13 protein-coding genes and 1 pseudogene are annotated in these 13,914 nt (G+C 38.0%); 9 read left to right on the top strand and 5 right to left on the bottom strand.

Features of this window, described 5'->3' with window-relative positions; translation table 11 throughout:
* The first annotated feature begins 320 nt into the window (after nt 1–320).
* On the top strand, nt 321–1,304 hold the full coding sequence (locus ACQKN4_RS06075) for a biotin--[acetyl-CoA-carboxylase] ligase (RefSeq protein ID WP_079559936.1): 984 nt from the start codon (nt 321–323) through the stop codon (nt 1,302–1,304).
* A 306-nt stretch (nt 1,305–1,610) separates the two neighbouring features.
* Here the strand turns inward: ACQKN4_RS06075 and ACQKN4_RS06070 are convergent, their stop codons facing one another.
* Together ACQKN4_RS06070 and ACQKN4_RS06065 are read right to left on the bottom strand one after the other, a co-directional pair.
* Complete coding sequence (locus tag ACQKN4_RS06070) at nt 1,611–2,135, bottom strand: GNAT family N-acetyltransferase (protein ID WP_079559938.1); 525 nt, start codon at nt 2,133–2,135, stop codon at nt 1,611–1,613.
* A gap of 305 nt (nt 2,136–2,440) precedes the next feature.
* Nucleotides 2,441–3,070: a hypothetical protein gene (locus ACQKN4_RS06065; protein ID WP_427482835.1), complete on the bottom strand. Its 630-nt coding sequence runs from the start codon at nt 3,068–3,070 to the stop codon at nt 2,441–2,443.
* Nucleotides 3,071–3,529: 459 nt separating this feature from the next.
* Between ACQKN4_RS06065 and ACQKN4_RS06060 the strand changes: the two genes are divergently transcribed.
* Nucleotides 3,530–3,727: a hypothetical protein gene (locus tag ACQKN4_RS06060; protein ID WP_427482833.1), complete on the top strand. Its 198-nt coding sequence runs from the start codon at nt 3,530–3,532 to the stop codon at nt 3,725–3,727.
* A gap of 109 nt (nt 3,728–3,836) precedes the next feature.
* Here the strand turns inward: ACQKN4_RS06060 and ACQKN4_RS06055 are convergent, their stop codons facing one another.
* Genes ACQKN4_RS06055 through ACQKN4_RS06045 form a run of 3 tightly spaced genes read right to left on the bottom strand, consistent with a single transcriptional unit; the run spans nt 3,837 to nt 5,582 of the window.
* Entirely contained in the window at nt 3,837–4,670 is an 834-nt protein-coding gene (locus ACQKN4_RS06055; RefSeq protein WP_427482831.1) for a DUF4097 family beta strand repeat-containing protein, read from the bottom strand.
* Nucleotides 4,670–5,272 (bottom strand): DUF1700 domain-containing protein, encoded by a 603-nt coding sequence (locus tag ACQKN4_RS06050; protein ID WP_427482829.1) that lies wholly within the window; start codon nt 5,270–5,272, stop codon nt 4,670–4,672. Before ACQKN4_RS06050 ends, ACQKN4_RS06055 begins: the two co-directional genes overlap by 1 nt.
* A complete protein-coding gene (locus ACQKN4_RS06045; protein ID WP_427482827.1) occupies nt 5,262–5,582 on the bottom strand; it encodes a PadR family transcriptional regulator in 321 nt (106 codons plus the stop codon). The genes ACQKN4_RS06050 and ACQKN4_RS06045 overlap by 11 nt, the downstream gene beginning before the upstream one ends.
* 168 nt (nt 5,583–5,750) lie before the next feature.
* On the opposite strand from ACQKN4_RS06045, the gene ACQKN4_RS06040 reads away from it, so the two are divergent.
* The 7 genes and pseudogenes from ACQKN4_RS06040 (at nt 5,751) to ACQKN4_RS06010 (ending at nt 13,218) form a co-directional block, all read left to right on the top strand.
* Nucleotides 5,751–6,422: a TetR/AcrR family transcriptional regulator gene (locus ACQKN4_RS06040; protein ID WP_427482825.1), complete on the top strand. Its 672-nt coding sequence runs from the start codon at nt 5,751–5,753 to the stop codon at nt 6,420–6,422.
* Nucleotides 6,423–6,424: 2 nt separating this feature from the next.
* A pseudogene (locus ACQKN4_RS06035) lies at nt 6,425–7,187 on the top strand (CPBP family intramembrane glutamic endopeptidase).
* A 377-nt stretch (nt 7,188–7,564) separates the two neighbouring features.
* On the top strand, nt 7,565–8,401 hold the full coding sequence (panB, locus tag ACQKN4_RS06030; protein ID WP_427483020.1) for a 3-methyl-2-oxobutanoate hydroxymethyltransferase: 837 nt from the start codon (nt 7,565–7,567) through the stop codon (nt 8,399–8,401).
* Entirely contained in the window at nt 8,401–9,255 is an 855-nt protein-coding gene (gene panC, locus ACQKN4_RS06025) for a pantoate--beta-alanine ligase (protein ID WP_427482823.1), read from the top strand. Before panB ends, panC begins: the two co-directional genes overlap by 1 nt.
* 1 nt (nt 9,256) lies before the next feature.
* Nucleotides 9,257–9,640 carry an aspartate 1-decarboxylase gene (gene panD, locus ACQKN4_RS06020; protein WP_079559947.1) on the top strand — a complete coding sequence of 128 codons (384 nt, stop codon included), beginning with the start codon at nt 9,257–9,259 and terminating at the stop codon, nt 9,638–9,640.
* 681 nt (nt 9,641–10,321) lie between these two features.
* On the top strand, nt 10,322–13,093 hold the full coding sequence (gene dinG, locus ACQKN4_RS06015; protein ID WP_079559948.1) for an ATP-dependent DNA helicase DinG: 2,772 nt from the start codon (nt 10,322–10,324) through the stop codon (nt 13,091–13,093).
* Entirely contained in the window at nt 13,081–13,218 is a 138-nt protein-coding gene (locus tag ACQKN4_RS06010; RefSeq protein WP_427482822.1) for a hypothetical protein, read from the top strand. The genes dinG and ACQKN4_RS06010 overlap by 13 nt, the downstream gene beginning before the upstream one ends.
* Nucleotides 13,219–13,914 lie beyond the last annotated feature (696 nt).

Raw genomic sequence — 13,914 nt, 5'->3', positions numbered from 1 at the left:
TCTGTATGATGAGGAACCGTCTTAAAAAGAATAAGACGGTTCCTTATTAATTTAAGCTCTATTTTTTGATTTTATAATATATTTTCTTATCTTTAAAAGTTGGATGTGACGTTTGTTAATACGTATACCATGTACTACGTTATGACGGTGATCCAACGATACGAAGTAAAATAGTTAAAAATAACGAATAAACAGTGTCTAAAAGATATTTGATGATATTGTGGTCAATTGTCATAATTTACAGTATGATTAATACTAATTAAAGTTTATAAATAACAACAAAAATTTAAATAGCAGAGTTTATTAAAGGATTGATTAGCATGAGTATTTCTATGAAGGATGAAATTTTAAAAAGAATATTAGCTGCTAATGGTGAAGCAGTTTCGGGTCAGGAGCTAGCAGATTCCCTTGGAGTATCACGTACTGCTGTATGGAAACATATGCAGTCGCTACAGGAGGAAGGCTATACGTTTGAAACGGTAAAGAAAAAGGGCTATGTACTGACGGGTGTTCCAAATAGCTTAAGCCCAACACAAATTGAACTATTTTTAAATACGGAACACTTTGGACGTGAAATCCATTATTTTGATGTTGTAGATTCAACACAAACAATCGCCCACAAGCTTGCACAGGAAGGTGCTTCACATGGCACGATTATAATCGGTGAGGAGCAAACTGCCGGTCGTGGTCGTATGGCCCGTCCATGGGAATCTGCAAATGGCACAGGTATTTGGATGACTGTTATTGTGAGACCAGATGTCACTCCTCAACAAGCTTCATCGTATACACTTGTCGTAGCAGTTGCGATTACGATGGCTATTAAAACATTATATAAACAAATTGAGCCAGCCATTAAATGGCCAAATGATTTGCTTATTAAAGGTAAAAAATGTACAGGTATATTAACAGAAATGCAGGCAGAGGCAGACCGTGTACAAGCATTGCTAGTAGGTATAGGTATTAACGCGAACCAGGTTGACACAGATTTCTCACCAGAAATCGCGGATATTGCTACATCTTTACGTTTAGAAGCGGGTGAAGAAATTAATCGAGCTGCCCTTGTCGCATCAATTTTACAATACTTAGAACAATTTACGGAATTATACGTGAAGGAAGGCTTTTCCAGCATTAAAAAGCTATGGGAACAAATGTCATGTACGATTGGACAACGTATTGAAGTTACGACTTTACGTGGGCGCTTTGAAGGTATTGCCAGTGGGATTACGGATGAAGGTGTACTACAGCTAACAGAGGATAATGGCACAGTTCGGACAATTTATGCTGGAGATATAAAAATTTTATAGAAACATAAACTACAATGTGCATTCACTTATCCAACAAGAACGTATATTTTCGAATGTGAAAGTATACGTTCTTTCATATTTTTCGAAATACATTTAGCTCTATATATTTTTTTCTCGTTTGTAGTCTTGTCTAAAGAAGATCAGAGAAAGAATTAGTAAAATTATTGGAAGAAAAAACAATCCTGAGTCATATTTAACTGAATGCTCCATTTTTAGTCCGAACAAATAAATGAATAATGTAAAAGAAACCGATAAAGAGATCGTTCCCGCTATAGTTTTCATTACATGCCCCCCAAAGGAAAACGCTTATTTTATTTTTTCTATTAACGTATCAATATCATCCCATACATAAATAAGTTCTTCTACTATTTTTCCGCCAATTTTAATTTCGATGTTATTTACATATTGTGCACCATAATATTCATAGAAATAACGTGTTTTATTTTCTGCTAATACTTCTACAAATACTTTTTCGTATCCTTTTTGATTAAAATAGGTGAATATTTCTTTGAGTAGTTGTTTCCCAATACCCTTTCCATGATATTCTTCTAAAAGATATATAGAAGTCAAATCAGTTGAATTTACTACTGAATTTGTCTTTCGTGTACCACTAGTTGCAAAGCCGATTATTTCTCCTTGTTCATTTTCAGCCACCAATACATAATTCGTAGCATCTGAAATATTATTCTTCCATAGCTCTGTTCGCTGCTCGTAAGATAATTTATTCAAAAAATCATCTGGCAAAATGCCTTTATAAGTTGTTCGCCAACTGTCAACATGTACTTTTCCAATACTTTGAGCGTCTTGAATGTTTGCTTTTCTAATTTTCATATTAACCACCTCGAAATTCGAACTTTATTTCAAATGAATACGGACGTTTTTGACCCATTTCACCTTGGATTCCTCCTTAACTTTAAAAAAATTTAGCACTACATAGTAGTATGACTAATATAGAATTAATGGAAATCTGTTACTGATACAATGGGAAATCATATAAAATTTTTACTAAAAAGGCATTATCACATGGGTATAAATTCTACCTTCTAGATATTGAAAAACGAAATGATCAAGGAAGGAAATATTTATGGATGTTGTGCCGTTTTTAAGGAGAGAGGAATTCTGTCCTAGCCTTTGATTTAAGCTTCTTTGGATCCACTATTCCCAGCCCTGTTCAGTAATCTATGGCCGGTAATCCAAACTACTACACCGGTCCCCCATAATATCAGAGCTGAGCTAAAACCCACAGATGTCCACCATACCATAATTTGGTGATTCCCCCAGGTAACTCTTACAGGTAAAGTAAACAGTGTGATTGCCGATAGCAGGCAAAGAAGTGAACCCGAAATATAATAGAGATTGACCTGAAAAAGGTACGCTAGGGGAAAGAAATGAGCACCAACAATGAGAGCCATAATAGGAACAAACAAATCCAAGTGATTGGTAGATTGACAAATTACGGCGGCAGTGGCTATCAAAACGCCTTCTAAACCGAAAATAATACCGAACCACAAATTTTTTCGTTTCCAACGATGGGAATCCTCTCCCATCATCTCGTTTGATAATCTTTTAGATTTCATTATCAAAACGATTCCTCCAACAAGCAGTACAACACCAATCAACAAGGATAAAATCAACAGCCAGAGAAATCCCCAGCCGTGCAATCCTCTAATTCCAATTCCTGCCCACAGAGTACCGAAAAATGCCATGAAGATAACGCCAGAGGCTGTTCCGCGCACAGCAGCTCTAGGAATGATGGTTTGTGACATATCATGAACCCTCCTCTTTCAATTTCATTTTAACTTCTTTCAGCAAATGTTTTCGTAGCGAAAGTGAAACGTCAGCTACAAATGTTTTCGTAGCGAAAGTGAAACGTCAGTTACTTTTCAGCAGGTGTCCAAACGTCCGCTGAAATGAGGAATCAGTCTAAGACCTTCACATCCTGTGAAAACGCCTGAATGAGAGTGTAGCGAATCCACGTCAACGTACAAAATATTTTTGCTTTCACTGTAGTGACTACAGGTGGGCCTACTCAATAACCAATGGATACACTGGTGTTCGTAGGAATTTTTTGGCTAAGTGGTGGGGAGTTAAAGACGAATCTCTAATAGAATATGTATACTAACACCTCAGTAATAGTATGAAATGGAAGAGCAATTTTTGTACATCTTTATTCAAGCGGGAATGTACATAGTTAAATTAGCATTTATACTCAGGGAGTGGAAAGAATGAAAAACGAATATGTACAAATTGAAATTATCGAAGATGAAACCCGCAAATCATTTACTGGAATAGGATTTATTATAAGGGAGTATGAAAGTGGTGGAGTCGTATGTTTAACTTCTTTCAGCAAGTGTTTTCGTAGCGAAAGTGAAACGCCAGCTACAAGTGTTTTTGGCAGTTATAGAAGTCTTTCACCTCTATAGGTGATGAGATGAATGCGGATTTAAACTACTTTTCAGCGGGTGTTTGGACACCCGCTGAAAAAGAGGGACTCACTCTAAGACCTTAAATAGATGAAGCTTGTAGCCAATTTTATTTCAATGTTAACTGTAAGTCACCATGAGAAACAGTTGCTTTTAACTGGTTATCACCATTATAAGATTGTGATACTTTGCTGTTTTGTTCCTTCTTATCAACTGTAAGATCCCCGAAGTCAGTTTGTAATTCATAGCCAAGCTCACCTATTTTATTTTGTAAGCGAAGCGTAGTATCTCCAAAGTTAGACGTAATAGTAGATTGACCATTTAATGTTCCATCTATGTTAATATCACCATGTTCACTTTCAACAACGAAGCCATTACTTGAAAATTGTTGTAGCTTTATGTCACCAAAAGATTGTGTAATCTCTGTTTTATCACCGGTAGTGTCTTTAAATATAATGTCCCCGAAATCTTCAGTTAGAGTTAACTCCAGGTAGTTTAGACCGCGAATGGTTGTATCCCCGAAATTACTATTAAGGACGATGGTTTTCAATGTTACATCTGAAGGAACATAGATTTTGATGGAAGGATTTCTGAAGCTAAAAAATCCGATTTGTAAACCATTCTTTTTCTTACTCTTTGTTTCAACAGTTAATGTATGATCTTTTATACTGTACGTCACATCATTATCTTTAATAACATTTGTTTCTAATGCAAAACGATCACTAGCAACAATTTCAACATCGCCATAGTGATTGATAACATTGATGTTAGTGAAATCATCTAGTTTATAGGAATTGTTTAATAGTGTATCGTTCTCTGGCAATTGGATGCCTTCATCAGTTAACACAAGACTCCATTTTCCACCAGAGAAATAACCAACGAGAGCTAACAGTATGCCGAAAGCAATCATAGTAATGGCTATATGGGTATGTCGAGACGTCATTAGTATCCCTCCTTCCGCTTCTTTGTTATTTTGTGGAATATTTTACCTAATGCTTCGACACAAACAACAACGATTGTTTTGATCACACGAGCAACAATTGGGAATAGCAGGATACCGAGACCAGTTACAATAAAGCCAACCCCCATAAAGAGAATCGCTGTCGGCCAGTGCTGAGTTAAAATGAAGAAGCCTGAAATAAGTGCAACGATTCCACCAAAAAAGATACTTAATACAGTTGCAATAATCGCAATGATAACGCTGAATACAACTGCTCCAAATGAAAAAATAAGTGCTATAGCAACCGCAAGTAACGGTAATGAAAGTGGGGCTGATAATATTGCTAGAATGATAATCCAAATCGCAGACATATTTTTCTTAGTCGAAGTTGAAGTTGTTTCTAAATCTTTTAATGCATAGTCCGCCATTATTTGTGATGCAACATGAGAAGGAGAACCTAGCTGTTGAATGATCTTCTGTTCGTTCTCTTCTCCTGCTTCATCGAAATATTCCTCATAATAGGCAAGCGCAATATCAATTTCATGCGCTGGAAGACGTTGTAATTTCCCCCGTAGCTTTTTTAGAAAGCTAGCTCTATTCATCATTTTTCCCTCCTATAAGTACACAATCAACCATCTCTTTATACTTTTGCCATTCTTTTAATAGCTCCAGTAATCGTATCCGACCTTGTTCAGTAATTTGGTAATAGCGTCTATTCCTCCCTTGGTAGGGCTGATCGTAGGTTGTTAAGCAATCTGCTTTTTGTAAACGACGTAATACTGGGTACAGCGTAGATTCTGATATTTCCATCACAGATTGTATCTGCTGTGTTAACGAGTAGCCGTATGCATCCTCTTTATCGACGATGGCAAGTACACAAGCGTCAAGTAAAGCTGAGCCAAGCTGAAATGTCATCTTTTCTCACCTCACAATGTTATACCTATACAAGGTTTTATATTATACGTCGTATAGTATGGTGGAAGTATATTACATATCATATTGAAATGTCAAATTTTATTAAAAAGTTCAAGCGAAAAATAAAAATGATAGTAGTGTCATTTAAAATGTTTGGAGGTAGAGATAATGCCAAAAGTAAGCCATGAATATGTACAGGAAAAGAAAAACGGCATTTTAGAGTCAGCCACAGCAGTATGTAAAGTTAAGCCTCTCTATGACATTACGATGAGGGATATTATTAAAGCGTCAGGAGTAAGTGAGGGTGGGATTTATCGTTATTATTCAGACTTAGATGAAATACTTATAGATGTTATTAATCAAGTAAATGCAAATGCAGACTATAAACATACTATCAATGGAATTACAGTTACGAGTAATTCCCCCACAACAACAATCATTAAATTATTTAATTTTCTTGGAGAGTACATGAAGGAAAACGTATCAACAGTTGGTAAAATCCAATTTGAGCTTACGATTTTATTTGCTAACAATCCAGATAGGGAAAAGAAAATTTTATCAAACATTATTGAGAATGAAAGTGGACAATATTTGATGCAACAAATTTTTCATTCGATCCATGAGGGAATTTCTTCAGGGTGCTTTGAGCCTGAAATTTCGATAGAGGATCTACCTACTTTTATGATGACATCGATTGATGGCATTGTGAGAGACGTTGTCTTGCAAAAATGTTACGGAGTGTTCTCAAATAAGCACGTGCAGTTTGATGAGATTCGTTTGATGAATACACTTTGCAAATCCGTATTATTACTATTGGGTACGAAAGAAGGAGAGGATTAAAGTTGGGATTAGAGATAAGAAGATTTCTATTTTATACCTTTGCAACGTCTTGGATAATTTGGGGCAGTTTAGCCTTATTAACACAGCTAAATTTGCTGAAGTTTGGCAATGCAATATATATGCTATTGTTTGTTCTCGGCGGAATTACTCCTGCAATTTGTGAGATTTGGTTGAAAAAGAAATATTCGACTAAAGAAGAGTTCAAATCATTTATCCATAATGTAAAAAATCCTAAACATCCTGTATCTTGCTATATATTTGTAATTGGATTGGCATTTGCGCCTTTTTTTTTACCAACGCTATGGGGCGGAGCAACTTTGGAGAATCCAATGTATCTGGCGTTAATTGAATTGCCAATCATGATTATTGGAGGAGGGGTAGAAGAAATTGGCTGGCGTGGTTTTTTTACAGCCTACATTACAAAAAAGATGGTCTCCCTTCACGAGTACAGTTATTGTGGGCGTTATTTGGGCAGTTTGGCATCTGCCATTATGGTTTGTCATTGGATCAAATCAAATGAACATGAATTTCCTAGGGTTTTCTCTAATAACTTTAGCGTTATCCTTTTTATTAACGATTATTTACCTATCCACTAAAAGTATTTTTCTCTGTATTATTTTCCACGCTTTCACCAATTCATTTTGGGATGTTTTTGTACCAGTTACAAATGTAACGTCTGGTTTATTTACATTTTTATTTGCTCTGTTGCTATTTACAATGTTTGAAGTTTATCGAAAATCAACCTTTCAGAAAAGAATGGTTTGAAGTTAGATATATTTTTTAATCGTAATTATTAGAAAATAATATTTGAAGATTACTAGGGGAATCTGTTATAGTATGTGCGAAGGGCAGTATCCTTTTGTGAACGGCACCTTCAAAACGTTAGAACAATTTACAATAAATATCTGCCTTGATCTTTTAATGACAGGGACGGAAGAAAACAAACGTTCAAAAAGATAACTTAATTCAATGGAATGGGCAATTCTCATAATGAGATTTGATTACGATTCTTTTATTAAGTTATGGCCTCTATTCAAGAATTAGAGGTGATTTTTGCTAACGAACGAAACACTACCCTTCTGTCTATTTTAAGAACAGAAGGGTTTTTCTGTTTTCTTTCCTTAAAAAAGGAGGACTACATGATGAAAACAACTTCAGATTTTTTAAAGATGAAGGCAGCAGGTGAGAAAATCGTTATGCTTACTGCATATGATTATCCTGCTGCAAAATTTGCCGAAGAAGCAGACGTCGATATGATTCTAGTGGGAGATTCACTAGGTATGGTAGTACTAGGCTATGATTCTACAATGCCAGTAACAGTAGCAGACATGGTCCATCATGCAAAAGCAGTGCGCCGTGGGGCGAAGGATACGTTTGTTGTTGTTGATATGCCATTTGGTTCGTATCACGGTGATATACACGAGACGTTGAAAACGGCAGTAACTATGATGCAACAAACAGGAGCAGATGCACTAAAGTTAGAGGGAGCAGACGATGTACTACCAGCAATTCGTAAATTAACGTCAGCTGGCATTCCAGTGGTTGCTCATTTAGGTTTACTACCTCAATCAGCAGGCGTGCTTGGTGGATACAAGGTTCAAGGTAAAACAGCTGAACAGGCAACGAAGCTCATTGAAGATGCAAAAAAATGTCAAGAGGCAGGAGCGTGTGCTGTCGTTTTAGAATGTATCCCCCATCAGCTAACAGAGATGGTATCTGCTAATCTTATTATTCCAACGATTGGCATTGGAGCTGGAGTACAGGCTGATGGACAAGTTTTAGTTTATCATGACATGTTAAGCTATGGTTCACATCATGTACCAAAATTTGTGGAACAGTTTTCGAATATGGGCCAAGAAGCAAGCCGTGGAATTGCTAGTTACGTAGAAGCAGTAAAGGCGGGTACATTCCCTGCACCGAAGCATTTCTTTACGATGAAAGAAGAAACATTGGATCTGTTATACGGGGGCGTAAAGTAATGAAAGTCGTCACTACTATCCATGAGCTAACTATAGAAATCCAAGCAGCTAAGCAAGCTCAGAAAACAATTGGACTCGTTCCAACAATGGGCTATTTACATGAGGGTCATTTAACGCTAGCAAAAACAGCTCGCGACGAAAATGATTTAGTCGTGATGAGTATATTTGTCAACCCAACTCAATTTGGACCAAACGAAGACTTTGAAAGTTATCCGCGTGATTTGCCACGGGATACTGCTTTAGCAGCGTCTGTCGGTGTTGATATTGTTTTCGCACCGAGTGTGGAAGAAATGTATCCGCATGATGGCGGTATTCGTATTCAGGCGGGTGAACAGGCAACCATTCTTTGTGGGGCGAGCCGTCCAGGACATTTTGATGGCGTTTTACAGGTCGTAGCAAAATTATTTCACTTAGCACAGCCGACACGGGCTTATTTCGGACAAAAAGATGCCCAGCAGGTGGCAATTATTGCGACAATGGTACGCGATTTTAATTTCCCTTTGGAAATGCGAGTAGTACCCATTGTACGTGAGGAGGACGGTTTAGCGAAATCCTCTCGCAATGTGTATTTAAGTGAAGCGGAACGTCTTGAGGCACCCGCCATTAATGAAGTGCTACAGCTTGCTCGTAATAGCTTTATAGCAAATGGTGATGCAGCGAGTGCGCTTGCTAAAGCAAAGGCACACATTGCAGCACGTACACATGGCGAAATTGACTATATTGAACTGTTAGCGTATCCAGATTTAACACCCGTATTTCCTGAAACGGAGCAAGTGCTTTTAGCGGCAGCCGTCTATATTGGTAAAACTCGTTTAATTGATAATTGTATCTTTAATGTGAAAGAAGGATTGTAAAATGTTACGAATGATGATGAACAGTAAAATCCACCGAGCTACAGTGACACAAGCAGATTTAAACTATGTTGGTTCTATTACGATTGATGAGGATATTTTAGATGCAGTAGGAATGCTGCCAAACGAAAAGGTGCATATCGTTAATAACAATAATGGCGCACGCTTTGAAACTTATATTATTGCAGGGGAACGTGGATCAGGCGTTATTTGTGTGAACGGAGCAGCAGCACGCCTAGTACAACGTGGAGATATTGTAATTATTATTTCTTACGTGTATGTAGATAACGAAGAGGCAAAAGATCATAAGCCAACAGTAGCTATTATGGGCGAGGGTAATACAATTAAAGAAATGATATCGTATGAGCCAGAGGCAACAGTGATGTAGTGTGATAAAAGTTGCTACTACTTTGAAACTTTAAAGACAATTTTTTTATAAGGTGATTGAATTCATCATAATTTGAAAGTGTACATTACTAAGTTAAAGCCTTAGGACGCAGTTATGCCGAGGTATAATTAGTTGATGTACACTTTTTAATATGTCCAAAAATTGTTAAAGAAAGGGTTTATCATATGAGCATTAAAGTGAATTTGAAAATTTTACAAACTAGAATTGCGTTAAAGATATGTTTTTAACTCATCATCAAAAGTTGTGGATAACAATTTTTAAGACGAAATTCCTTGAAGTTGATCTTCGTTCCGGCTGGGCGACTCCTCGGGGATTAGCGATATAGAGGAACGAAGGCTAGAAGCATCACTTCCTGTGATAACGCCTTCGTGACCAACATTGTGCTGCTGTCGCTACGTTGCACTCACGCTTTCGCGCAAAAGACATTTGTTGGCCCGAGACCCTGCAGCGAAGCGGATGTTTTCTGTGCGAAAGCGAAGCGGCAGCTATAAAGCGCTCAGCCGGAATGGAAATCAACCACACATAATGGTGATAGGTCATATTTTTACAATTGTATTAATTTGGAGATTCTTGATGATAATCAACAATGGCAGAGGGATGCCGCTGAGCCAAATATGTGATAAAATTCATCTATCTAATGTGAACTGTGAGTTGAGATGTATGATGGAAAGTCAAAAGTATGCAATTGTTGATTTAGAGACGACTGGTCATTCACCGGCAAATGGGGACCGAATGATTCAAATAGCAATTGTTATTATGAAAGATTGGGAAATTGAACAAACGTATACGAAGTTTATATATCCAGGTAAAGCTATTCCAACGTTCATTCAGGATTTAACGCATATTACGGATGAGGATGTAAAGGATGCCTTGCCGTTTGAGGCACATGCCGACTACATATATGAACTGCTTGCCGATTGTGTATTCGTCGCGCATAATGCGGATTTTGACTTATCCTTTTTACAAGCAGAGTTCAAGCGTGCGGGTTTATCAAAATGGCAGGGTAAAAAGATGGACACGGTTGAGCTTGCCAAAATTTTGTTCCCAATGTCACTCAGCTTTAAGCTAGGTGATTTAGCGGCAGATTTAAATATAGAGCTTACAAATGCACACCGAGCAGATGACGATGCCCGTGCAACAGCGGAGCTCTTTAAACGATGCTGGAAGGAGTTACTCAGTCTCCCTCAGCTAACCCTAGAACAAATGCATAAACGCTCATTCAGATTGAAGTCAAATTTATCCCAGCTTTTCTTCGAGGCTCTTCAAATTAAACGACAGCATGTAACTGCTAATGAGAATGTCTCCTACTACCGCAATTTGGCTATTTGTGATGGGCGAAAAAAGTATACAAATCATGCGGAGGTTGTATCATATCCTCAAACAGCAGCTGACAAAACAGCATTAATGACAAAAGCCATGTCGAATTTTGAGCAACGACCAGCGCAATTCGAGATGATGGACACGATTTGGCAAGCGCTCAATGACAAAAGGGAATGCGTTATAGAGGCCTCAACAGGTATTGGTAAAACAGCAGGCTATCTACTTCCTGCGATTTTGTATGCTCGAGCAGTCGATAAAAAAATTGCGATTAGCACATATACGTCACACTTGCAGGAGCAACTTGTTGAGGAAGAGCTACCAAAGATTGAAAAAATCCTTGGCACAAAAGTCAATATCGCTGTGCTTAAGGGCATGCAGCATTATATTGACGTTGCACGCTTTGAGCAATGTATGGCATATGCTGATGAAACTTATGATGATACATTTACGATTTTGCAAATTCTTGTCTGGTTGACTAAAACAGAAACAGGTGTGCTAAGTGAGCTCAATGTATCTGGGGGCGGACAATTATTTTTAGAGAAAATCCGCAAAATGCCTGATGAAAAACCTTCAAAGGGCTTTGATTTTTATGAGCAAGCGTTAAAAAATAGTGAATTTGCTGATTGTATCGTAACGAATCATTCTATGGTACTCAGTGATTTAGTCCGTCAAACACCAATATTTACACAAATTGACGGATGGATCATTGACGAAGCACATCAATTTATACAATCTGCTATGCAGCAGGATGAAGTTGTCTTCTCCTATACGCAGTGGAAGTACATTTTTGGCCAAATTGGAACGATGGAGGAAACTGCTTTGTTCCAGCAATTTAGTCAGGCCGCTAAGAAGAAACACCGTGTTTCTATGCAAAGCTTGCAGCGACTAGATGCACAATTTATACGTCTACAACGGACATTCGATGAAACTATGCAACGGGCTGTACAAAAAATGCAGCAACAAATAAAAGGGAAGCAAGCTAGTAGTAAATGCACTTTGTTTTTAGAGGATGTAACGCTAGCAAAAGAGCCGCTTCTACAAGTGAGTAAGCTCACACAGCAATGGCTTGATCTTGCTACAGAAGTGGGGCAGGCCTTTGAAAATAATATTGAGCAATTAGATAAAAATGAGCTCTTTATTTTATCTGAGTGGCATTATTGGATCCGTGAATTAAAAGTAAAAATCGCGGAATGGGAAGAAATTTTCCTATCGTCACAGGATGATAATTCAGTATGGCTAGAATTTGATGTAAGGAGCGTTCCTGGGAGCTTACACGTCTATAAAAAGCCTGTTAATGTCACACCTATCATTGAAAAAGTACTTACGCCTCTTCGTAAGCAGGCAAGTATTGTGTGGACTTCAGGCACTTTAACGGTGCCAGGTAATGAGCGTTTTGTAACGAGTCAACTTGGTATTTCTAATAGTGTGCAAGTAATAAAGCTCCAAGCACCACCATCCTATTATGCAGGTGCTAAGGCATTTATTGTCACTGATATGCCTGAAATTCAACATGTGACTCAGGACGAATATATTGAAGCGGTCGCCCATGCAATTACACGTACCGTGCGAATGACTGAAGGACGTTGCTTTGTCCTATTTACCGCTCAGGACATGCTTCGAAAAACAGTGGAGCTTATTCAAGATAGTGAACTCCTTGATGACTATATGCTCTTTGCACAAGGAGTCACGGGTGGTAGCCGTATGCGAATTCTGAAATCATTTCAAAAGTTTAGCCATGCCGTTCTTTTTGGTACAAACAGCTTCTGGGAGGGAGTAGACGTTCCGGGTGACGCTCTTTCATCGGTGATCGTTGTACGCCTGCCGTTCTCCTCACCGGAAGAGCCTGTATTTAAAGCGCGAGCAAAACATATTACAGCACAAGGTCGCAATTCTTTCAATGAGCTTTCATTACCAGAAGCCATTATGCGGTTTAAACAGGGCTTTGGTCGTTTAATCCGTTCATCACAGGATAAAGGAGCCTTTATAGTTTTGGACCGCCGTATTTCAACAAAGTCGTACGGTAAGGAATTTGTTAAGGCGTTACCACCGATTGATGTGAAGAAATTGCAGCTACCGGAGTTGTTAAAGGAACTTAATAATTGGCAGAAATAGTTGAAATCCCTTTTAGTAGTTTTGCTAAAAGGGATTTTTTGGTAGATTTTATCCCGAAAGTAAGGTTATCTGAGCGAATTTTGAAGAAAATAAAAATCCAGGTGACTCGAGCCAATATAAAGTAGAAAACAGAGATCCCGAGCTATATAGTCTGCAAGCCGAGAATCAGATTTTCTCACTAAAAAAGCCCTCGACGATTGCGGGGGCTAGTTGCTATTATAAAACTTCTTTGGTCTGCCGAAAGGACTAGACATTTCGTAATCATCATACCTTCATCAGTAATGTTATTAATCTTGCCACTAATAATTGCTATAGAATCTTTTGCATCTTCTCTTGAGCTTTTACAAAGCCTAGTTCTATAACTTTGTTTTATATTGTTGTCTAATAAATCGGTAGTTCAAAAAAGGATTCCTACCATCTACGGAAACCAGGTCTAAAGCCGGGGAAAAACGGTCTTCCTGGGAAGAATGGGCTTATTGGAAAAAACGGGCTTATTGGAAAAAATGGGCTAACAGGGAAAAACGGTCTTCCTGGGAAGAATGGGCTCCCTGGGAAAAAGGGTCTTCCGAATTGGCCCATACCTGGAGAAAATCGGCGTCCGTCGTTAAAACGCATTGGATTTACCATTTTTATAACTCCCTTCAATTTATATAGTATAGGCTATGTTCAATCAATGAAGTGGCTTAGACTAAGACACAGGTTTGGGATTCTATTTCAGCGTAAAAAAGTCAAATATATTACCGAGAAAGAGTGGACATTTCATAAAAGTTCTGCCAAGGATTAAGCGATAGACCTCTCACATTGGAACTCTTATGGTGACG

Source organism: Lysinibacillus sp. NPDC093692, assembly GCF_050280125.1.
Taxonomy (GTDB): Bacteria; Bacillota; Bacilli; order Bacillales_A; family Planococcaceae; genus Lysinibacillus.
Note: the sequence above shows the minus strand (reverse complement) of the source record. Positions and strands in the feature narration are given on the sequence as shown.

Bases quoted from the DNA above. Each gene is read 5' to 3' on its own strand.
- ACQKN4_RS06060 (WP_427482833.1), top strand. From the start codon at position 3,530: ATGAAAAACGAATATGTACAAATTGAAATTATCGAAGATGAAACCCGC.
- ACQKN4_RS06050 (WP_427482829.1), bottom strand. From the start codon at position 5,272: ATGATGAATAGAGCTAGCTTTCTAAAAAAGCTACGGGGGAAATTACAA.
- dinG (WP_079559948.1), top strand. From the start codon at position 10,322: ATGATGGAAAGTCAAAAGTATGCAATTGTTGATTTAGAGACGACTGGT.
- panD (WP_079559947.1), top strand. From the start codon at position 9,257: ATGTTACGAATGATGATGAACAGTAAAATCCACCGAGCTACAGTGACA.
- ACQKN4_RS06045 (WP_427482827.1), bottom strand. From the start codon at position 5,582: ATGACATTTCAGCTTGGCTCAGCTTTACTTGACGCTTGTGTACTTGCC.
- ACQKN4_RS06075 (WP_079559936.1), top strand. From the start codon at position 321: ATGAGTATTTCTATGAAGGATGAAATTTTAAAAAGAATATTAGCTGCT.
- panC (WP_427482823.1), top strand. From the start codon at position 8,401: ATGAAAGTCGTCACTACTATCCATGAGCTAACTATAGAAATCCAAGCA.
- ACQKN4_RS06040 (WP_427482825.1), top strand. From the start codon at position 5,751: ATGCCAAAAGTAAGCCATGAATATGTACAGGAAAAGAAAAACGGCATT.
- panB (WP_427483020.1), top strand. From the start codon at position 7,565: ATGAAAACAACTTCAGATTTTTTAAAGATGAAGGCAGCAGGTGAGAAA.
- ACQKN4_RS06070 (WP_079559938.1), bottom strand. From the start codon at position 2,135: ATGAAAATTAGAAAAGCAAACATTCAAGACGCTCAAAGTATTGGAAAA.
- ACQKN4_RS06065 (WP_427482835.1), bottom strand. From the start codon at position 3,070: ATGTCACAAACCATCATTCCTAGAGCTGCTGTGCGCGGAACAGCCTCT.
- ACQKN4_RS06055 (WP_427482831.1), bottom strand. From the start codon at position 4,670: ATGACGTCTCGACATACCCATATAGCCATTACTATGATTGCTTTCGGC.